Raw genomic sequence first — 17,708 nt, 5'->3', positions numbered from 1 at the left:
CCTCCTTCTGATTAACCTTGTTTTTGTTTATGTTTAGGGTTTTCACAAATAACCATTACTTTTCCACGTCTACGAATAACTTTACATTTTTCGCAGATTGGTTTAACTGACGGTCTTACTTTCATGTCTCGAACCTCCTTAAAGATTACGGAGTGCTATATTATTTAAAACGGTACGTAATACGACCACGATTTAAATCGTACGGAGATAATTCTACCGTAACTTTGTCTCCTGGTAAAATACGAATGAAGTTCATACGGATTTTACCAGAAACGTGAGCCAATACGACATGCCCATTCTCTAATTCTACTTTGAACATAGCATTTGGCAACGTTTCAAGAACGGTACCTTCGACTTCAATTACATCATCTTTAGCCATTCAATAGTTCTCCCTTCTTCAAATCAGTAACATTTTACACTGCTCTGAAATCCCGGAGAGCCAGCTACTTATAAAGTGGTAAGGATTTCGTATCCTGCTTCTGTAAGAGCAATCGTGTGCTCAAAATGGGCACACCATTTACCATCTACCGTTACCACTGTCCAGTCATCAGATAGTGTTTTTACATATCGTCTTCCTTGATTCACCATCGGCTCAACACAGATGACCATTCCCGGCTTTAATCTAGGGCCTCTATTTGGTGGACCATAGTGCGGGATTTGAGGGTCCTCATGTAAGTCTTGCCCGATTCCGTGACCAACATACTCCCTAACGATCGAGAATCCATTCTCTTCAGCATGGGTTTGAACCGCATGTGAGATATTTGATAATCTCTCGCCTGGTTTTACTTGTTCTAGACCAAGATACAACGATTTTTCTGTGACATCAAGTAGCTTTTGAACAGATTCAGAAATGTTTCCAACTGGATACGTCCATGCAGAATCTCCATGGTACCCATTGTATTTCGCACCAATATCGATACTGATGATATCGCCCTCTTTGAGCTTGCGCTTCCCTGGAATTCCGTGTACAAGCTCTTCATTTACAGAAGCACATATGCTCCCCGGAAATCCGTTGTATCCTTTAAAAGATGGCGTAGCACCATATTTTTGAATCGTCTTTTCCGCTATTTGATCGAGCTCTTTCGTTGTAATTCCTGGAGTAATGTGCTGTTTCAACTCTTGATGAGTCAAAGCAACGATCCTGCCAGCTTCTCGCATGATTTCTATCTCGCGAGGAGTTTTGCAGATTATCATTACGCTAAGCCTCCGATGAGAACATCGATATCAGCAAATACTTTATTGATATCTTGCTCACCATTAATGCTTTGTAAGTAACCAAGCTCTTCGTAGAAATCAAGCAAAGGTTTTGTTTGCTTAATATTTACATCTAAACGATTTGCTACAGTTTCTTCATTGTCATCAGAGCGTTGATATAATTCGCCACCACATTTATCGCACACATCAGCTTTTGCTGGTGGATTGAATTCTAAGTGGTAAGTCGCACCGCACTCTTTACAAATGCGACGGCCTGTAAGGCGTTTTAATAACAACCCTGAATCCACATTAATGTTTAAAACATAGTCGATTTTTTTGCCAAGATCTTTCATAATTTCTTCAAGAGCTGATGCTTGTGCAACAGTTCGTGGGAAACCGTCTAGTAAGAAACCTCTTACGCAGTCGTCTTGACTTAAACGTTCACGAACGATTCCGATTGTAACTTCATCTGGAACAAGTGCACCTTTATCAATAAAAGATTTTGCTTGTAGACCCATTTCAGTTTCAGCCTTCATAGCTGCACGGAACATGTCTCCTGTTGAAATGTGAGGGATGTTATACTTGGCAACAATCTGTTCGGCTTGTGTACCTTTACCAGCACCAGGAAGCCCCATTAAAATTAAGTTCATCCTTGTTCCCCCTCAGAGTACATGAGCATGTAGGGAAGACAATTCTTCCCACTTACTCACTGCTTGATAAACCCTTTGTAATGGCGTTTTACCAGTTGGCTTTCTAGCTGCTTCATTGTTTCTAAAGCAACGCCGACAACGATTAACATACTCGTTCCACCGATCTGTGCAGATGGAGGAAGATTTCCCAATTTCGTAAAGATAACTGGTAAGATTGCAATCGCTGCTAGGAAAATTGATCCTACAAAGGTCAAACGATACAAGATTTTTGTTAGATATTGTTCCGTATTCTTACCCGGACGAATACCTGGAACATATCCACCTTGCTTGTTTAGATTCTCTGACATTTGCTCTGGATTAACCTGAACAAATGCATAGAAATATGTGAAGGCTACAATGAGCGCAACATATATGATCATTCCCACTGGGTGAGAATAGTTAAAGTTTGCAATAATCCACTGCGATACATCATGTTTCGGGAAGAACTGTGCAATAGTCGGAGGCGTAATTAAGAATGAAACAGCAAAAATTACTGGAATAACACCAGCACTATTTACCTTAAGCGGTAAATGTGTGTTTTGTGCTCCAGCATAACCACCATTTCCTCCTGTTACACGCTTCGCATATTGAATTGGGATCTTTCTAACAGCCTGTTGAATGAAAATAACACCCACAATAACTGCTAGCACAGCTAGTAAAATCAATGCAACTTTAACGATACTCATGAACAATTGATCTCCGATATTTTGAAACTGTTGCTGATACACTTGAGATATAACACTTGGGATCGCTGCGGCAATACCGCCAAAGATAAGGATGGAAATACCATTACCTACACCTTTAGCTGTAATCTGTTCACCTAACCACATTAAAAATGCAGTACCAGCAGTCAGTACCGTAGCAATGTATAAATAAGTGCTCCAACCTGGATTCAAAATTGATTGTCCACCTACCATACCGTTATAACCGATTGACATACCAAACCCCTGAATAAACGCAAGAACCTTTGTAAAGTAACGCGTGAATTGCGTTAATTTACGACGGCCCATTTCACCTTGCTTCGACCATTCCGAAAATTTAGGAACAACATCCATCTGCAATAATTGCACTGATGATGGATGCTGTAATATACGGCATGATTCCCATCGCAAAGATGGAGAAGTTTTTCAAGGCTCCACCGCCAAATGTATTTAGAATACCTAAAGCATTTAATTGATCTTGTGCCTTCAGTACGTCTCCATTTGTAAATGGCACGGGGATAAACGTGCCAATCCTGAATACGATTAACATCGCTAAAGTGAATAATATTTTACGTCTTATCTCAGCAACGCGCATAAAGTTGGAGATTGTACGAAACATTAGATCACCTCAACTGATCCGCCAGCTGCTTCAATTGCTTCTTTAGCACTTGAAGAGAACTTGTGCGCTTTAACAGTTAGTTTTTTCTCTACTGCTCCGCTTGCAAGAACTTTAACACCGTCGTTTAACTTGCTGATAACGCCAGTTTCCAGCAATAATTCAGGTGTTACTTCTGTACCATCTTCAAAACGATTTAACGTTGATAAGTTTACAATAGCAAACTCTTTACGGTTAATGTTTGTGAAGCCGCGTTTTGGTAAACGACGGAATAATGGAGTTTGACCACCTTCGAAGCCAAGACGAACACCGCCGCCAGAACGTGCGTTTTGTCCTTTATGACCTTTACCAGCAGTTTTACCGTTACCAGAACCGATACCACGACCGACACGGTTACGTACTTTACGAGAACCTTCTGCAGGTTTTAATTCATGAAGTTTCATTCCCAGGCACCTCCTTATATTAATGAGTTATCCTTAAGCTTCTTTTACAGTTACAAGGTGAGAAACTTTGTTGATCATACCAAGAATAGCAGGAGTTTCTTCTTTAACTACAGTTGAATTCAACTTTTTAAGACCTAAAGCTTCTACCGTCGCACGTTGATCTTGTGGACGACCAATTACACTACGAGTGAGGGTAATTTCTAACTTTTTCGCCATTTGTTTTCCCTCCTTAACCTAGTAGCTCTTCTACAGATTTACCGCGTAATTTTGCAACATCTTCAGCGCGCTTAAGTTCGCTTAATCCGTTCACAGTAGCGCGAATCATGTTGATTGGTGTGTTAGAACCAAGAGATTTCGAAAGAATATCTTGTACACCAGCTAATTCAAGGACCGCACGAACAGGTCCACCAGCAATAACACCAGTACCCTCAGCAGCAGGTTTTAAGAATACTTCACCAGCGCCAAAATGACCGTTGATTGTGTGTGGAATTGTTGTACCAACTAATGGTACAGCGATTAAGTTTTTCTTAGCGTCTTCGATAGCTTTACGGATTGCGTCTGGTACCTCTTGTGCTTTACCAGTACCGAATCCAACATGACCGTTTTTATCGCCAACTACAACTAGTGCAGCAAAGCGGAAACGACGACCACCCTTAACAACTTTCGCGACACGATTTATCGTAACTACACGTTCTTCAAGTTCTAATTTACTTGGGTCAATGCGATGCATCAATTTTCCCTCCTTTGACCATTAAAATTGTAATCCAGCCTCACGAGCAGCTTCAGCTAGAGCTTTAACACGGCCATGGTATAAGTAACCACCGCGATCAAATACTACTTCTTTAACGCCTTTCTCTACAGCACGCTTAGCAACTGATTCTCCAACTTTCGTAGCAGCTTCAATATTGCTAGTACCGTTAAGAGCAAGGTCTTTATCAAGAGTAGATGCACTTACTAACGTTACACCATTCACATCATCAATAACTTGAGCGTAAATATGTTGGTTAGAACGGAACACGTTTAAACGTGGACGCTCTGCAGTACCAGTAAGTTTAGCACGTACACGTGCATGTCTTTTCTTACGAGTCGCATTTTTATCAGCTTTAGTGATCATTCTTGTCACTCCTTTCTCTCACCTAACGGGTTTACTTAGCAGTTTTACCTTCTTTACGACGAACAACTTCGCCTTCGTAACGAATACCTTTACCTTTGTAAGGCTCAGGAGCACGTACAGCACGGATGTTAGCAGCGAATTCGCCAACACGTTGCTTGTCGATACCTTTAATTACGATCTTAGTTGGTGCAGGTACTTCAACTTCAAGACCTGCTTCCGGAGTCATTTCTACTGGATGAGAATAACCTACGCTTAATACAAGTTTATCACCTTGTTTTTGAGCACGGTAACCAACACCGACTAATTCAAGTCCGCGTGCGAAACCTTCAGTTACACCTTCAACCATGTTTCCGATTAAAGCACGAGTTGTACCGTGTAATGCACGGTGTTCCTTCTGTTCAGATGGACGCTCAACTGTTAATGTATTCTCTTCAATTTTGATAAGCATATCAGCATTGAAAGTACGAGTTAATTCACCTTTAGGGCCTTTTACTGTTACAGTATTGTCTTCTGCAACTGTAATAGTAACACCTGCAGGGATTTCAAGAATCTTTTTACCAATACGAGACATGTGGTCACACCTCCGTTCGTTTTAAATATATATTACCAAACGTATGCTACTACTTCTCCACCAGTTTGTAATTGACGAGCGTCTTTGTCTGTCATTACTCCCTTAGATGTAGAAACAAGAGCGATACCTAATCCGTTAAGTACACGTGGTACTTCGTCAGCTTTAGCGTAAACGCGTAAGCCAGGTTTACTGATACGTTTTAATCCAGTGATTACACGTTCATTGTTTGCACCATATTTCAGGAAAATACGAAGGATACCTTGTTTGTTATCCTCGATGTATTCTACATCACGAATGAAACCTTCACGTTTTAAAAGTTCAGCGATCTCTTTTTTGATTTTAGAAGCAGGAACCTCTAATTTCTCATGACGTACCATGTTCGCATTACGGATGCGAGTAAGCATGTCTGCAATTGGATCTGTCATCACCATGTGTTTTACCTCCTTCCCATTTGTGGGTTTTACCAACTAGCTTTTTTAACACCAGGAATTTGACCTTTATATGCAAGTTCACGGAAACAAATACGGCAAAGTTTAAATTTGCGGTATACAGAATGCGGACGACCGCAGCGTTCGCAACGTGTATACTCTTGTACTTTAAACTTAGGAGTACGCTTTTGTTTCGCTATCATAGATTTTTTAGCCACGTTTTCGCCTCCTCTACTTAGCGTTGGCTTCCATTATTTTTGGAATGGCATACCGAATTGTGTTAAAAGTTCACGAGCTTCTTCATCAGTTTTCGCTGTAGTAACGATTACGATGTCCATACCGCGGACTTTGCTTACTTTATCATAATCAATCTCAGGGAAAATAAGTTGCTCTTTAACACCTAATGTATAGTTTCCACGACCATCGAATGATTTCTTAGAAACACCACGGAAATCACGTACACGTGGTAAAGAAACTGATACTAATTTGTCGAAGAACTCATACATTTGCTCGCCGCGTAAAGTTACTTTCGCACCGATTGGCATACCTTCACGAAGACGGAAACCAGCGATTGATTTTTTAGCACGAGTTACAACAGGTTTTTGACCTGTGATTTGTGTTAATTCTTCTACTGCGTTGTCTAACGCTTTTGAGTTAGATACCGCGTCACCAACACCAGTGTTGATTACGATCTTTTCGATTTTTGGTACCTGCATTACAGATTTATAGTTAAACTTGCTCACTAGAGCAGGAGTAATTTCCTTTTGGAACTTCTCTTTAAGGCGATTCAATGAAGTGACCTCCTTTCTTAAGAAAATTATTTATCTAATAATTCACCAGATTTTTTTGCAATACGAACTTTTTTACCATCTTCTACTTTGAAGCCTACGCGAGTAGGTTCACCTGTTTTCGGATCTAAAATCATAACGTTAGAAACGTGAATAGGTGCTTCTTTAGTAATAATTCCACCTTGTGGATTTAATTGAGATGGCTTAGAGTGCTTCTTAACGATATTGACACCCTCAACGATAACACGGTTTTGCTTTGGGAAAGCCACAAGGATAACGCCTTGTTTTCCTTTGTCTTTACCAGTGATTACCTGTACTTTATCACCTTTTTTTACATGCATCTTAATTCTGCACCTCCTTAGCAAGGCAATACCTTAAATTATAGAACTTCTGGAGCTAAAGAAACGATTTTCATGAAGTTGCTATCACGTAATTCACGAGCTACTGGTCCGAAGATACGAGTACCACGTGGGCTCTTATCGTCTTTAATGATAACCGCTGCGTTTTCATCAAATTTGATGTAAGAACCGTCCGGACGACGAGCTCCGCTCTTCGTACGTACTACTACTGCTTTAACAACGTCACCTTTTTTAACAACGCCACCTGGTGTTGCTTGTTTTACCGTAGCAACGATAATGTCACCAATGTTAGCATATTTACGACCAGAGCCGCCTAATACTTTAATTGTTAAAAGTTCACGTGCACCAGAGTTGTCAGCAACTTTCAAACGAGATTCTTGTTGGATCATGTTATGAAACCTCCCTTCGGACTAAAAATTCCGATTCGTCTATTTAGATAATAACCGCTTCTTCAACGATTTCATCTAAACGGAAACGCTTAGTAGCAGAAAGCGGGCGAGTTTCCATGATTTTAACGATATCGCCAAGTTTCGCTTGGTTTTGCTCATCATGGGCTTTGTACTTCTTAGAATACTTAACACGTTTTCCGTACAAGGAATGAGTTTTGTAAGTTTCAACTAAAACTGTAATCGTTTTGTCCATTTTGTCAGACACTACACGACCAGTATAAACTTTGCGTTGGTTACGTTCGCTCACTATGCAAACCTCCCCTCAATTTATCGATTAATTCCGATCTCTCTTTCACGAACTACAGTTTTCATACGAGCAATTGCTTTACGCACTTCACGAATGCGAGTTGGATTCTCTAATTGTCCTGTAGCAAGTTGTAAGCGAAGATTAAACAACTCTTCCTTTAAAGCTTTAACTTTTGTTTCGATTTCGGCAGTGGTTAATTCACTGAATATCATTAGTTTTCATTAGATTCACCACCATTTTCTTCACGTTTTACGAATTTACATTTCACAGGTAACTTGTGAGCTGCAAGACGTAATGCTTCGCGTGCTACCTCTTCAGATACACCCGCGATTTCGAACATAATTTTCCCAGGTTTTACTACTGCTACCCAGCCTTCTGGTGCCCCTTTACCGGAACCCATACGTACTTCTAGAGGTTTTGCAGTGTAAGGTTTAGAAGGGAAAATTTTAATCCATACTTTACCGCCACGTTTCATGTAACGAGTCATTGCACGACGAGCAGCTTCGATTTGACGGTTTGTAATCCATGAAGCAGCTTGTGCTTGTAAACCGAATTCACCGAAAGCAATTTCAGTTCCACCTTTAGCACGACCACGCATTTTACCACGATGCTCTCTACGATATTTTACGCGTTTTGGCATTAACATATTATTTTCCTCCTTCCTCAGAAGCTTTCTTTTTTGTAGGAAGGACTTCTCCACGGTAGATCCATACTTTTACGCCTAATTTACCGTATGTTGTATCAGCTTCAACTGCTGCATAGTCAATATCAGCGCGAAGTGTATGAAGTGGAACAGTTCCTTCACTGTAAGATTCTGCACGAGCGATATCAGCTCCGCCAAGACGACCAGAAACCTGTGTTTTAATACCTTTAGCACCTGCACGCATAGCACGTTGAATAACTTGCTTTTGTGCACGACGGAATGATACACGGTTTTCTAATTGACGAGCGATGTTTTCGCCTACTAATTTAGCGTTAAGATCAGCTCTCTTAACTTCTAAAATGTTGATGTGTACACGCTTGCCTGTTAATTGGTTAAGAGCTTTACGAAGTGCTTCAACTTCAGTACCACCTTTACCAATTACCATACCAGGTTTTGCAGTGTGAATTGTAACATTTACACGATTTGCTGCACGTTCGATTTCTACTTTAGCAACAGCAGAATCTTTTAAGCGTACATTAATGTACTCACGGATTTTGATGTCTTCATGTAATAATGTAGCGTAATCTTTCTCAGCGAACCAACGAGATTCCCAGTCACGGATAACGCCGACACGAAGACCAATTGGATTAACCTTTTGACCCATCGATTATCCCTCCTTCTTTTCTGATACCACAACTGTGATGTGGCTTGTGCGTTTGTTAATTTGGCTTGCACGACCCATTGCACGTGGACGGAAACGTTTTAACGTTGGACCTTCGTCAACGAAAACTTTTTCTACAACTAGGTTGTTAATGTCCATCTCATAATTGTGCTCTGCATTTGCGATTGCAGATTTTAAAACTTTTTCTACAACTGGAGAAGCAGTTTTTGGTGTGTGGTTAAGGATAGCAATCGCTTCACCCACTTGCTTACCTCGGATTAAGTCTACTACTAAACGAACTTTACGAGGAGCAATACGAACTGTTCTCGCTACTGCTTTAGCTTGCATTGAAGTGCCTCCTCTCATTATCTTCTAGTTTTCTTATCGTCAGCAAGGTGACCTTTGTACGTACGAGTTGGTGCGAATTCACCTAACTTATGGCCAACCATATCCTCAGTGATGTACACAGGTACGTGTTTACGACCATCATATACAGCGATTGTGTGTCCGATGAACTGAGGGAAGATTGTTGAACGGCGAGACCAAGTTTTAACAACTTGTTTTTGCTCAGATGCAACTAATTTTTCCATTTTGCTCATTAAGTGATCATCGACAAATGGTCCTTTTTTTAAGCTACGAGCCATTTTGGTGCCTCCCTTCGTGATTGGCGTACGGTTCTAGAAATGAACCGTACTACAATCCCATTATTTTTTACGACGACGAACGATAAATTTGTCAGACGCTTTGTTTTTCTTACGAGTCTTGAATCCAAGAGTTGGTTTACCCCATGGAGACATTGGAGACTTACGTCCGATTGGAGAACGTCCTTCACCACCACCGTGTGGGTGATCAACAGGGTTCATTACAGAACCACGAACTGTTGGGCGTTTACCTAACCAGCGAGAGCGACCTGCTTTACCGATTTTGATAAGTTCGTGTTGTTCGTTACCTACTTGACCGATTGAAGCGCGACAAGCAGATAATACAAGACGTACTTCACCAGAAGTTAAACGTACAAGTACGTATTTACCTTCTTTACCAAGTACTTGAGCAGATGTACCAGCAGAACGAACTAATTGTCCGCCACGACCAGGCTTAAGCTCGATGTTATGAACAACAGTACCTACTGGAATGTTGATTAATGGTAATGCGTTACCGATTTTAATGTCAGCTTCTGGGCCAGACATAACTTCCATACCTACTTCTAAAGATTTAGGAGCAAGAATGTAACGTTTTTCACCGTCAACGTAGTTAATTAATGCGATATTCGCAGAGCGGTTTGGATCGTATTCGATCGTAGCAACGCGTCCTGGAATTCCATCTTTGTTACGCTTAAAGTCGATGATACGGTATTGACGCTTATGTCCGCCACCTTGATGACGTACAGTGATTTTACCTTGGTTATTACGACCAGCCTTCTTGCTTAAAGGAGCAAGTAATGACTTTTCGGGTCTATCAGTCGTGATTTCAGCGAAATCATTCGTAGTCATATTACGACGACCGTTAGTAGTTGGATTATACTTTTTGATTCCCATCTCAATTTCCCTCCTTCTTTAGTAAGAATTAAACGCCTTGGAAGATTTCGATTTCTTTGCTGTCAGCAGTTAGCTTAACGATTGCTTTACGACGACGGCTAGTAAAACCAGCGTGACGACCAACGCGTTTTGCTTTCGGCTTGTAGTTCATGATGTTCACTTTTTCTACTTTAACACCAAAGATCGCTTCAAGAGCATCTTTAACTTCTGTTTTATTAGATTTAACGTCCACATCGAACGTGTATTTTTTTTCAGCCATCATTTCCATAGAACGTTCAGTGATAACTGGGCGCTTAATGATATCACGAGGATCTCTCATTATGCAAGCACCTCCTCTACTTTTTCCACTGCCGCTTTTGTCATGATTAGCTTATCATGATGAAGCACGTCTAAAACGTTTACGCCATCAGCAGTGATTACTGTTACTCCAGGGATATTGCGAGCAGATAACTCTACAGATTCGTTTGCATCAGCAGTTACGATAAGAGCTTTCTTCTCAACAGTTAATCCTTTAAGTACTGCTAGCATGTCTTTTGTTTTTGGTGCATTTAACACTAGGTCTTCAAGAACTACAATGTTGTTCTCAACTACTTTAGTAGCTAATGCAGATTTGATTGCTAAACGACGAACTTTCTTAGGAAGTTTGTACGCATAGCTTCTTGGTGTAGGTCCGAATACCGTACCACCACCACGCCATTGAGGAGAGCGGATAGACCCTTGACGAGCACGTCCAGTTCCTTTTTGACGCCATGGTTTACGACCACCACCGCGAACTTCAGAGCGAGTTTTTACTTTGTGTGTACCTTGACGTAAAGATGCACGTTGCATCATTACAGCTTCGAAAAGTACAGCTTCATTTGGTTCGATACCGAAAATAGCTTCAGCTAATTCGATTTCACCAACCTGTGAACCAGTTTGGTTATATACAGTAACTTTTGGCATTGGAATTCCTCCTTCCTATTGTGAATTATTGGGTAACCTTCACAGCGCCTTGAACAACTACAAGAGATTTCTTAGCACCTGGAACGTTACCTTTTACTAGTAATAAGTTGCGCTCAGTGTCAACTTGAACGATTTCTAAGTTTTGGATAGTAACTTGGTCTCCACCCATACGTCCAGCAAGTTTTTTGCCTTTGAATACACGGTTCGGAGCAACTGGGCCCATTGAACCTGGACGACGGTGATAGCGAGAACCATGAGACATAGGTCCGCGAGATTGTCCGTGGCGTTTGATAACACCTTGGAAACCTTTACCTTTAGAAATTCCTGTTACATCAACGATTTCACCTGTAGCGAATACGTCAACTTTTACCTCTTGACCAACCTCTAATCCGTCCACGTCTGCATCGCGGATTTCGCGAATGAAGCGCTTAGGAGTTGTAGATGCTTTAGCAGTGTGGCCTTGTTCAGGTTTGTTAGTTAACTTTTCACGTTTATCTTCAAATCCTAACTGGATTGCATTGTAGCCATCAGTTTCAGTTGTTTTCTTTTGAAGAACAACGTTTGGATTAGCAGCGATAACTGTTACTGGGATTAACTCACCGTTCTCAGCAAATACTTGAGTCATACCGATCTTTCTTCCTAAGATTCCTTTGGTCATGAGTTACACCTCCTACATTTTTAAGTTATATAAATTATAGTTTGATTTCGATATCTACACCAGATGGTAAGTCTAAACGCATTAATGAATCTACTGTTTGTGGAGTAGGACTCACGATGTCGATTAGACGTTTGTGCGTGCGCATTTCGAATTGCTCACGAGAATCTTTGTACTTATGAACAGCACGAAGAATTGTGTAAACAGTTTTTTCAGTTGGTAATGGGATCGGACCAGAAACTGTTGCCCCAGAACGCTTAGCTGTTTCTACAATTTTCTCAGCTGACTGATCAAGAATACGGTGATCGTAAGCTTTTAAACGGATACGAATTTTTTCTTTTGCCATTATTTTCCCTCCTTCGTTCGCCTATTTCTAAAATAGACCTTCTCCATGGAAATTTCCCCACACCATGCCATGGCAAAGCGGCCGGGTGTGTCAGCAACCTTCCACTTCATCGCAGTCAAAGACCAACATTGTCTATTATACAATGTTATTCGTCTAGATGCAAGCATCTTTTTGTTTGCATCTGCTTTTCTCTACTTTTGCTATTATACATGGCACTTTAAAGAATTTCAAGTTTTCATCTAACAGAATTCATTTTACAGTTTCTGGATTATCTTTTGTCGTTTTTATAATACTATAGAAGAAACTCGTCAAAACAAAAAACACCCTCTTCTTCCTTATATAAACGCAAACAAAAAACCTAAGGGAAAATCCCTTAGGTTTTTTTATATCAGTTAAGATTACTCAACGATAGTAGCAACTACACCGTAACCTACTGTACGTCCACCTTCACGAATAGAGAATTTAGTTCCCTCTTCGATAGCGATTGGAGCGATAAGTTCGATAGTCATTTCAATGTTGTCACCAGGCATTACCATTTCAGTACCTTCTGGTAATTGGATGATACCAGTTACGTCAGTTGTACGGAAGTAGAACTGAGGACGGTAGTTAGCGAAGAATGGAGTGTGACGTCCACCTTCTTCTTTAGATAATACGAAAACTTCAGCTTTGAATTTAGCGTGAGCTTTTACAGAACCGCTTTTTGCAAGTACTTGTCCACGTTGGATGTCTTCACGAGCAACCCCACGAAGTAAAGCACCGATGTTGTCTCCAGCTTGAGCTTGGTCAAGAAGTTTACGGAACATCTCTACACCAGTTACAGTTGTAGAAGCATTTTCTTCAGCAAGACCGATGATTTCTACTACGTCACCAACTTTAACGATACCGCGCTCAACACGACCAGTAGCAACTGTACCACGACCTGTGATAGAGAATACGTCCTCTACAGGCATTAAGAATGGTTTGTCAGTTTCACGTTCTGGAGTTGGGATGTAAGCATCAACTTCAGCCATTAATTCAATGATTTTTGCTTCCCAATCAGCTTCTCCTTGAAGAGCTTTAAGAGCAGAACCTTTGATTACAGGAATGTCGTCGCCTGGGAATCCGTATTCAGATAATAGGTCGCGAACTTCCATTTCTACTAATTCTAATAATTCTTCGTCATCTACCATGTCGCATTTGTTTAAGAATACAACGATGTAAGGAACACCTACTTGACGAGAAAGAAGGATGTGCTCACGTGTTTGAGGCATTGGGCCATCAGCAGCAGATACTACTAAGATACCGCCGTCCATTTGAGCAGCACCAGTGATCATGTTTTTAACATAGTCAGCGTGACCTGGGCAGTCAACGTGTGCATAGTGACGAGTTTCAGTTTCGTACTCAACGTGTGCAGTTGAGATTGTGATACCGCGCTCTCTTTCTTCTGGAGCAGCATCGATTTGATCGTATCCGCGTGCTTCAGCACCACCAGCTTTTGCAAGAACTGTAGTGATCGCAGCAGTTAATGTAGTTTTACCATGGTCAACGTGGCCGATTGTACCGATGTTAACATGGGGTTTAGAACGTTCGAATTTAGCTTTAGCCATTCTAAATTCCTCCTTAGTTTATATAGGTTATTTTATATTTAGACTAGAAAGTGAAACTTACGTCCCACTTTCTAAGCTTACATAAGTAGTTATACTTGAACAATCGATAAAAATCAATTATTCACCTTTATTTTTTTTGATAATTTCTTCAGAAACAGACTTTGGTACTTCTTCATAGTGGTCAAACACCATAGAGAATGTTCCGCGTCCTTGAGTGTTAGAACGTAATGACGTTGCATAACCGAACATTTCAGAAAGTGGAACCATAGCGCGAACAACTTGTGCGTTACCGCGAGCTTCCATACCTTCTACACGTCCACGACGAGATGTTACGTCACCCATAATGTCACCCATGTACTCTTCAGGAATTACAACTTCAACTTTCATCATTGGCTCAAGAATTACTGGGCTACATTTAGAAACCGCAGCTTTAAGTGCCATAGATGCAGCGATTTTGAACGCCATCTCAGATGAATCGACATCATGGTAAGATCCGTCAACTAATGCAGCTTTAATGTCAACTAGTGGATAACCAGCTAGTACACCATTTTTAAGTGCATCTTCAAGACCTGCTCCAACAGCTGGGATGTATTCACGAGGAACTACACCACCGACGATCTTGTTTTCGAATTCGAATCCTTTACCTTCTTCGTTAGGTTCAAACTCAATCCAAACGTGACCGAATTGTCCACGACCACCAGATTGACGAGCGAACTTACCTTCAACTTTCGCAGCAGCGCGGAAAGTCTCACGGTATGCTACCTGAGGAGCACCAACGTTTGCTTCCACTTTGAATTCACGGCGCATACGGTCAACGATGATATCAAGGTGAAGTTCACCCATACCAGCGATGATAGTTTGGCCAGTTTCTTGGTCAGTGTGAGCACGGAATGTTGGATCTTCTTCAGAAAGCTTAGATAATGCTGTACCCATTTTATCTTGGTCAGCTTTAGATTTTGGTTCGATAGCTACAGAGATAACTGGCTCTGGGAATTCCATAGACTCAAGGATAACAAGGCTCTTCTCGTCACAAAGAGTATCACCAGTAGTAGTATCTTTTAAACCTACAGCAGCAGCGATATCACCAGCGTAAACTGTTGAAATCTCTTCACGGCTGTTAGCGTGCATTTGTAGGATACGACCTACACGCTCACGCTTACCTTTAGTTGAGTTTTTCACGTATGATCCAGAGTTTAACACACCAGAGTACACACGGAAGAACGTTAACTTACCAACATAAGGGTCAGTCATGATTTTGAATGCTAAAGCTGCGAATGGTTCTTCATCGCTAGACTTACGTTCTACTTCTTCATCTGTATCCGGTAGAGTACCTTTGATAGCAGGTACATCTAGTGGAGATGGAAGGTAGTCGATAACTGCGTCTAACAGAATTTGAACACCTTTGTTTTTGAATGCAGAACCACAGATTACTGGGAAGAATTCTACAGAAGTTGTAGCCTTACGGATACCAGCTTTAAGCTCTTCTACAGTGATTTCTTCACCTTCTAGGTACTTCATCATCATTTCTTCATCAAGCTCAGCTACCGCTTCAATAAGTTTTCCACGGTATTCTTCAGCTAATTCTTTGTGCTCTTCAGGAATTTCAACACGTTGAATGTCTGTTCCTAAATCGTTACCGTACATGTAAGCACACTCTTCAACAAGGTCAATGATACCATTGAACTCATCTTCAGCACCGATTGGTAACTGAATTGGATGTGCGTTTGCTTGTAAACGATCGTGGATTGTTCCTACAGAGTATAAGAAATCTGCACCGATCTTATCCATTTTGTTAACGAATACGATACGAGGTACGCCGTAAGTAGTAGCCTGACGCCAAACAGTTTCTGTTTGTGGTTCTACACCAGATTGCGCATCAAGTACTGCTACAGCGCCATCAAGTACGCGTAAAGAACGTTCTACTTCTACTGTGAAATCTACGTGTCCTGGAGTATCAATGATGTTTACACGATGACCTTTCCATTGTGCTGTAGTTGCAGCAGAAGTAATTGTGATACCACGCTCTTGCTCTTGCTCCATCCAGTCCATCTGAGATGCACCTTCGTGAGTTTCACCGATTTTATGAATACGTCCTGTGTAGTACAGAATACGCTCAGTTGCTGTTGTTTTACCAGCATCGATGTGAGCCATGATACCAATATTACGAGTGTTTTCTAAAGAGAACTCTCTTGCCATTTGGTGTCTTGCTCCTTCCATATATGGATTGGATTTTTTTATTTTAAGTAGCAAAAAAGCCACTTTATATTGTTACACATGTCAGTATGTCCAGTACTCTCATTATGTAAAACGAGCGCCCGATGAAAGGGAGAGGCATTCTCCCTCTCCACACTTCCATAAGCGACAAATAAAGCGGTTTATGCTTACATTTATTTTACGTTGAATCCTACCAACGGTAATGAGCAAATGCTTTGTTAGCTTCTGCCATTTTATGAGTGTCTTCACGTTTCTTAACAGATGCACCAGCGTTGTTAGCTGCATCTAAGATTTCGTTAGCAAGACGCTCTTCCATAGTTTTTTCACCACGAAGACGAGCGTAGTTTACTAACCAACGAAGACCTAAAGTTGTACGGCGTTCTGGACGAACCTCAACTGGAACTTGGTAGTTAGCACCACCAACACGACGAGCGCGTACTTCAAGAACAGGCATGATGTTCTTAAGAGCTTGCTCGAATACTTCCATTGGCTCTTTACCAGTACGTTCGTTTACGATATCGAACGCATTATAAAGAATTGTTTGAGATTTACCTTTTTTACCGTCAACCATCATTTTGTTGATAAGGCGTGTTACTAGCTTCGAATTGTACATTGGATCTGGTAACACGTCACGTTTCGCAACAGGTCCTTTACGAGGCATATTGAGTTCCTCCTTTCATTTTAAAGTTATTATTTTTTAGCAGGTTTTGGTCTCTTAGTACCATATTTAGAACGTCCTTGCATACGTTTGTCAACACCAGCTGTGTCAAGCGCACCACGAACGATGTGGTAACGTACCCCCGGTAAATCCTTTACACGACCACCGCGAATTAATACTACGCTATGCTCTTGTAGGTTATGACCGATACCTGGGATGTAAGCTGTAACCTCGATACCGTTTGTTAAACGTACACGAGCGTATTTACGTAACGCTGAGTTAGGTTTCTTTGGAGTCATTGTACCAACACGAGTACATACACCACGTTTTTGAGGTGCAGAGATATCAGTTGATTTTTTCTTTAAAGAGTTAAAACCTTTGTTTAACGCAGGTGATTTAGATTTCCATACTTTATCAGTACGACCATTTCTCACTAATTGGTTAATAGTAGGCATTTGATTATCCTCCCTTCGCATGTTTGTATGACCACATATCCAGGTGGTTCATTATTAGTTGAAAACAAAGTTTTTGCAAGGAAGAGCAAATGCTCTCTCCTCACAAAAACAGTTTTAACTTATTATTCCTATTGCTGAAGCTCCCACTTGAATCCCCGAAGCTTTACCAAGCTTACGAACTGATTCAACTTTTGTTATGGGCACGTTATATTGCATTGCAATACGAATGATAGCATGGGTTAACCGCATGTCAGCATCCTCTGCGATGACAACTTCTTTAACTGTACCATTTTTGATTGCTTCCAATGTGCGTTTATGACCAACGACTACATTTTCAGCAGTTGATACTTTTTGATAAGACATATAAATATCCTCCAAAGCATCGTTCAGGAGCAACCTTGATTATAGTAACAT

At 40.9% G+C, this 17,708-nt stretch carries 29 protein-coding genes and 2 pseudogenes; all 31 read right to left on the bottom strand.

Annotated elements, in window-relative coordinates; translation table 11 throughout:
- Positions 1 to 11 precede the first annotated feature (11 nt).
- Complete coding sequence (gene rpmJ / locus BC_RS00790) at positions 12 to 125, bottom strand: 50S ribosomal protein L36 (RefSeq protein ID WP_000868344.1); 114 nt, start codon at positions 123 to 125, stop codon at positions 12 to 14.
- A gap of 35 nt (positions 126 to 160) precedes the next feature.
- Positions 161 to 379: a translation initiation factor IF-1 gene (gene infA, locus BC_RS00785; RefSeq protein WP_001029884.1), complete on the bottom strand. Its 219-nt coding sequence runs from the start codon at positions 377 to 379 to the stop codon at positions 161 to 163.
- Between the two features lie 68 nt (positions 380 to 447).
- Positions 448 to 1,194, bottom strand: coding sequence for a type I methionyl aminopeptidase (map, locus tag BC_RS00780; RefSeq protein WP_000582539.1), 747 nt, complete (start codon positions 1,192 to 1,194; stop codon positions 448 to 450).
- Positions 1,194 to 1,844 (bottom strand): adenylate kinase, encoded by a 651-nt coding sequence (locus BC_RS00775; protein WP_001048989.1) that lies wholly within the window; start codon positions 1,842 to 1,844, stop codon positions 1,194 to 1,196. The genes map and BC_RS00775 overlap by 1 nt, the downstream gene beginning before the upstream one ends.
- Before the next feature lie 56 nt (positions 1,845 to 1,900).
- Positions 1,901 to 3,203, bottom strand: a pseudogene (gene secY, locus BC_RS00770) (preprotein translocase subunit SecY).
- A complete protein-coding gene (gene rplO, locus BC_RS00765; RefSeq protein ID WP_000766081.1) occupies positions 3,203 to 3,643 on the bottom strand; it encodes a 50S ribosomal protein L15 in 441 nt (146 codons plus the stop codon). Before rplO ends, secY begins: the two are co-directional and overlap by 1 nt.
- Before the next feature lie 33 nt (positions 3,644 to 3,676).
- Positions 3,677 to 3,859: a 50S ribosomal protein L30 gene (gene rpmD, locus BC_RS00760; RefSeq protein WP_001085234.1), complete on the bottom strand. Its 183-nt coding sequence runs from the start codon at positions 3,857 to 3,859 to the stop codon at positions 3,677 to 3,679.
- A 13-nt stretch (positions 3,860 to 3,872) separates the two neighbouring features.
- A complete protein-coding gene (gene rpsE, locus BC_RS00755; RefSeq protein WP_000554646.1) occupies positions 3,873 to 4,373 on the bottom strand; it encodes a 30S ribosomal protein S5 in 501 nt (166 codons plus the stop codon).
- Between the two features lie 21 nt (positions 4,374 to 4,394).
- Positions 4,395 to 4,757 carry a 50S ribosomal protein L18 gene (gene rplR / locus BC_RS00750; RefSeq protein ID WP_000628816.1) on the bottom strand — a complete coding sequence of 121 codons (363 nt, stop codon included), beginning with the start codon at positions 4,755 to 4,757 and terminating at the stop codon, positions 4,395 to 4,397.
- Positions 4,758 to 4,788: 31 nt separating this feature from the next.
- Positions 4,789 to 5,328 (bottom strand): 50S ribosomal protein L6, encoded by a 540-nt coding sequence (gene rplF / locus BC_RS00745; RefSeq protein ID WP_000086558.1) that lies wholly within the window; start codon positions 5,326 to 5,328, stop codon positions 4,789 to 4,791.
- Between the two features lie 32 nt (positions 5,329 to 5,360).
- Positions 5,361 to 5,759: a 30S ribosomal protein S8 gene (rpsH, locus tag BC_RS00740; protein WP_000245511.1), complete on the bottom strand. Its 399-nt coding sequence runs from the start codon at positions 5,757 to 5,759 to the stop codon at positions 5,361 to 5,363.
- Positions 5,760 to 5,788: 29 nt separating this feature from the next.
- Positions 5,789 to 5,974 carry a 30S ribosomal protein S14 gene (gene rpsN / locus BC_RS00735; protein ID WP_001085700.1) on the bottom strand — a complete coding sequence of 62 codons (186 nt, stop codon included), beginning with the start codon at positions 5,972 to 5,974 and terminating at the stop codon, positions 5,789 to 5,791.
- 33 nt (positions 5,975 to 6,007) lie between these two features.
- Complete coding sequence (rplE, locus tag BC_RS00730) at positions 6,008 to 6,547, bottom strand: 50S ribosomal protein L5 (protein WP_001080831.1); 540 nt, start codon at positions 6,545 to 6,547, stop codon at positions 6,008 to 6,010.
- Between the two features lie 26 nt (positions 6,548 to 6,573).
- Positions 6,574 to 6,885, bottom strand: coding sequence for a 50S ribosomal protein L24 (rplX, locus tag BC_RS00725; RefSeq protein WP_000558200.1), 312 nt, complete (start codon positions 6,883 to 6,885; stop codon positions 6,574 to 6,576).
- A 38-nt stretch (positions 6,886 to 6,923) separates the two neighbouring features.
- Positions 6,924 to 7,292 carry a 50S ribosomal protein L14 gene (rplN, locus tag BC_RS00720; protein WP_000615912.1) on the bottom strand — a complete coding sequence of 123 codons (369 nt, stop codon included), beginning with the start codon at positions 7,290 to 7,292 and terminating at the stop codon, positions 6,924 to 6,926.
- Positions 7,293 to 7,335: 43 nt separating this feature from the next.
- Complete coding sequence (gene rpsQ, locus BC_RS00715; protein ID WP_000004105.1) at positions 7,336 to 7,599, bottom strand: 30S ribosomal protein S17; 264 nt, start codon at positions 7,597 to 7,599, stop codon at positions 7,336 to 7,338.
- Between the two features lie 20 nt (positions 7,600 to 7,619).
- A pseudogene (gene rpmC / locus BC_RS00710) lies at positions 7,620 to 7,821 on the bottom strand (50S ribosomal protein L29).
- Positions 7,811 to 8,245 carry a 50S ribosomal protein L16 gene (gene rplP, locus BC_RS00705; protein ID WP_000928969.1) on the bottom strand — a complete coding sequence of 145 codons (435 nt, stop codon included), beginning with the start codon at positions 8,243 to 8,245 and terminating at the stop codon, positions 7,811 to 7,813. Before rplP ends, rpmC begins: the two are co-directional and overlap by 11 nt.
- A 1-nt stretch (position 8,246) precedes the next feature.
- Positions 8,247 to 8,906 carry a 30S ribosomal protein S3 gene (gene rpsC / locus BC_RS00700; RefSeq protein WP_000529956.1) on the bottom strand — a complete coding sequence of 220 codons (660 nt, stop codon included), beginning with the start codon at positions 8,904 to 8,906 and terminating at the stop codon, positions 8,247 to 8,249.
- Between the two features lie 3 nt (positions 8,907 to 8,909).
- A complete protein-coding gene (gene rplV, locus BC_RS00695) occupies positions 8,910 to 9,251 on the bottom strand; it encodes a 50S ribosomal protein L22 (protein WP_001148024.1) in 342 nt (113 codons plus the stop codon).
- A gap of 17 nt (positions 9,252 to 9,268) precedes the next feature.
- Positions 9,269 to 9,547, bottom strand: coding sequence for a 30S ribosomal protein S19 (gene rpsS, locus BC_RS00690; RefSeq protein WP_000124454.1), 279 nt, complete (start codon positions 9,545 to 9,547; stop codon positions 9,269 to 9,271).
- 60 nt (positions 9,548 to 9,607) lie between these two features.
- Positions 9,608 to 10,438 (bottom strand): 50S ribosomal protein L2, encoded by an 831-nt coding sequence (gene rplB / locus BC_RS00685; RefSeq protein WP_000511583.1) that lies wholly within the window; start codon positions 10,436 to 10,438, stop codon positions 9,608 to 9,610.
- A gap of 28 nt (positions 10,439 to 10,466) precedes the next feature.
- Complete coding sequence (rplW, locus tag BC_RS00680; protein ID WP_001205558.1) at positions 10,467 to 10,757, bottom strand: 50S ribosomal protein L23; 291 nt, start codon at positions 10,755 to 10,757, stop codon at positions 10,467 to 10,469.
- Positions 10,757 to 11,380, bottom strand: coding sequence for a 50S ribosomal protein L4 (gene rplD / locus BC_RS00675; protein ID WP_001127258.1), 624 nt, complete (start codon positions 11,378 to 11,380; stop codon positions 10,757 to 10,759). Before rplD ends, rplW begins: the two co-directional genes overlap by 1 nt.
- A 25-nt stretch (positions 11,381 to 11,405) precedes the next feature.
- On the bottom strand, positions 11,406 to 12,038 hold the full coding sequence (rplC, locus tag BC_RS00670; RefSeq protein WP_000160208.1) for a 50S ribosomal protein L3: 633 nt from the start codon (positions 12,036 to 12,038) through the stop codon (positions 11,406 to 11,408).
- Between the two features lie 34 nt (positions 12,039 to 12,072).
- Positions 12,073 to 12,381, bottom strand: coding sequence for a 30S ribosomal protein S10 (rpsJ, locus tag BC_RS00665; RefSeq protein ID WP_001040596.1), 309 nt, complete (start codon positions 12,379 to 12,381; stop codon positions 12,073 to 12,075).
- Between the two features lie 398 nt (positions 12,382 to 12,779).
- A complete protein-coding gene (tuf, locus tag BC_RS00660) occupies positions 12,780 to 13,967 on the bottom strand; it encodes an elongation factor Tu (protein ID WP_001029614.1) in 1,188 nt (395 codons plus the stop codon).
- 117 nt (positions 13,968 to 14,084) lie between these two features.
- Positions 14,085 to 16,163: an elongation factor G gene (gene fusA, locus BC_RS00655; protein ID WP_000090370.1), complete on the bottom strand. Its 2,079-nt coding sequence runs from the start codon at positions 16,161 to 16,163 to the stop codon at positions 14,085 to 14,087.
- Positions 16,164 to 16,371: 208 nt separating this feature from the next.
- Entirely contained in the window at positions 16,372 to 16,842 is a 471-nt protein-coding gene (gene rpsG, locus BC_RS00650; protein WP_001137491.1) for a 30S ribosomal protein S7, read from the bottom strand.
- A 29-nt stretch (positions 16,843 to 16,871) separates the two neighbouring features.
- Positions 16,872 to 17,294: a 30S ribosomal protein S12 gene (gene rpsL, locus BC_RS00645; RefSeq protein WP_001142341.1), complete on the bottom strand. Its 423-nt coding sequence runs from the start codon at positions 17,292 to 17,294 to the stop codon at positions 16,872 to 16,874.
- A 114-nt stretch (positions 17,295 to 17,408) separates the two neighbouring features.
- Entirely contained in the window at positions 17,409 to 17,657 is a 249-nt protein-coding gene (locus BC_RS00640) for a 50S ribosomal protein L7ae-like protein (RefSeq protein WP_000121836.1), read from the bottom strand.
- Between the last annotated feature and the right edge of the window lie 51 nt (positions 17,658 to 17,708).

This window comes from Bacillus cereus ATCC 14579, assembly GCF_000007825.1.
GTDB lineage: Bacteria > Bacillota > Bacilli > Bacillales > Bacillaceae_G > Bacillus_A > Bacillus_A cereus.
Note: the sequence above shows the minus strand (reverse complement) of the source record. Positions and strands in the feature narration are given on the sequence as shown.

Excerpts from the sequence above, each read along its gene's own strand:
- rpmJ (WP_000868344.1), bottom strand. The coding sequence starts at position 125 with ATGAAAGTAAGACCGTCAGTTAAACCAATCTGCGAAAAATGTAAAGTT.
- infA (WP_001029884.1), bottom strand. The coding sequence starts at position 379 with ATGGCTAAAGATGATGTAATTGAAGTCGAAGGTACCGTTCTTGAAACG.
- map (WP_000582539.1), bottom strand. The coding sequence starts at position 1,194 with ATGATAATCTGCAAAACTCCTCGCGAGATAGAAATCATGCGAGAAGCT.
- BC_RS00775 (WP_001048989.1), bottom strand. The coding sequence starts at position 1,844 with ATGAACTTAATTTTAATGGGGCTTCCTGGTGCTGGTAAAGGTACACAA.
- rplO (WP_000766081.1), bottom strand. The coding sequence starts at position 3,643 with ATGAAACTTCATGAATTAAAACCTGCAGAAGGTTCTCGTAAAGTACGT.
- rpmD (WP_001085234.1), bottom strand. The coding sequence starts at position 3,859 with ATGGCGAAAAAGTTAGAAATTACCCTCACTCGTAGTGTAATTGGTCGT.
- rpsE (WP_000554646.1), bottom strand. The coding sequence starts at position 4,373 with ATGCATCGCATTGACCCAAGTAAATTAGAACTTGAAGAACGTGTAGTT.
- rplR (WP_000628816.1), bottom strand. The coding sequence starts at position 4,757 with ATGATCACTAAAGCTGATAAAAATGCGACTCGTAAGAAAAGACATGCA.
- rplF (WP_000086558.1), bottom strand. The coding sequence starts at position 5,328 with ATGTCTCGTATTGGTAAAAAGATTCTTGAAATCCCTGCAGGTGTTACT.
- rpsH (WP_000245511.1), bottom strand. The coding sequence starts at position 5,759 with ATGGTGATGACAGATCCAATTGCAGACATGCTTACTCGCATCCGTAAT.
- rplX (WP_000558200.1), bottom strand. The coding sequence starts at position 6,885 with ATGCATGTAAAAAAAGGTGATAAAGTACAGGTAATCACTGGTAAAGAC.
- rplN (WP_000615912.1), bottom strand. The coding sequence starts at position 7,292 with ATGATCCAACAAGAATCTCGTTTGAAAGTTGCTGACAACTCTGGTGCA.
- rplP (WP_000928969.1), bottom strand. The coding sequence starts at position 8,245 with ATGTTAATGCCAAAACGCGTAAAATATCGTAGAGAGCATCGTGGTAAA.
- rpsC (WP_000529956.1), bottom strand. The coding sequence starts at position 8,906 with ATGGGTCAAAAGGTTAATCCAATTGGTCTTCGTGTCGGCGTTATCCGT.
- rplV (WP_001148024.1), bottom strand. The coding sequence starts at position 9,251 with ATGCAAGCTAAAGCAGTAGCGAGAACAGTTCGTATTGCTCCTCGTAAA.
- rpsS (WP_000124454.1), bottom strand. The coding sequence starts at position 9,547 with ATGGCTCGTAGCTTAAAAAAAGGACCATTTGTCGATGATCACTTAATG.
- rplB (WP_000511583.1), bottom strand. The coding sequence starts at position 10,438 with ATGGGAATCAAAAAGTATAATCCAACTACTAACGGTCGTCGTAATATG.
- rplW (WP_001205558.1), bottom strand. The coding sequence starts at position 10,757 with ATGAGAGATCCTCGTGATATCATTAAGCGCCCAGTTATCACTGAACGT.
- rplD (WP_001127258.1), bottom strand. The coding sequence starts at position 11,380 with ATGCCAAAAGTTACTGTATATAACCAAACTGGTTCACAGGTTGGTGAA.
- rplC (WP_000160208.1), bottom strand. The coding sequence starts at position 12,038 with ATGACCAAAGGAATCTTAGGAAGAAAGATCGGTATGACTCAAGTATTT.
- rpsJ (WP_001040596.1), bottom strand. The coding sequence starts at position 12,381 with ATGGCAAAAGAAAAAATTCGTATCCGTTTAAAAGCTTACGATCACCGT.
- tuf (WP_001029614.1), bottom strand. The coding sequence starts at position 13,967 with ATGGCTAAAGCTAAATTCGAACGTTCTAAACCCCATGTTAACATCGGT.
- fusA (WP_000090370.1), bottom strand. The coding sequence starts at position 16,163 with ATGGCAAGAGAGTTCTCTTTAGAAAACACTCGTAATATTGGTATCATG.
- rpsG (WP_001137491.1), bottom strand. The coding sequence starts at position 16,842 with ATGCCTCGTAAAGGACCTGTTGCGAAACGTGACGTGTTACCAGATCCA.
- rpsL (WP_001142341.1), bottom strand. The coding sequence starts at position 17,294 with ATGCCTACTATTAACCAATTAGTGAGAAATGGTCGTACTGATAAAGTA.
- BC_RS00640 (WP_000121836.1), bottom strand. The coding sequence starts at position 17,657 with ATGTCTTATCAAAAAGTATCAACTGCTGAAAATGTAGTCGTTGGTCAT.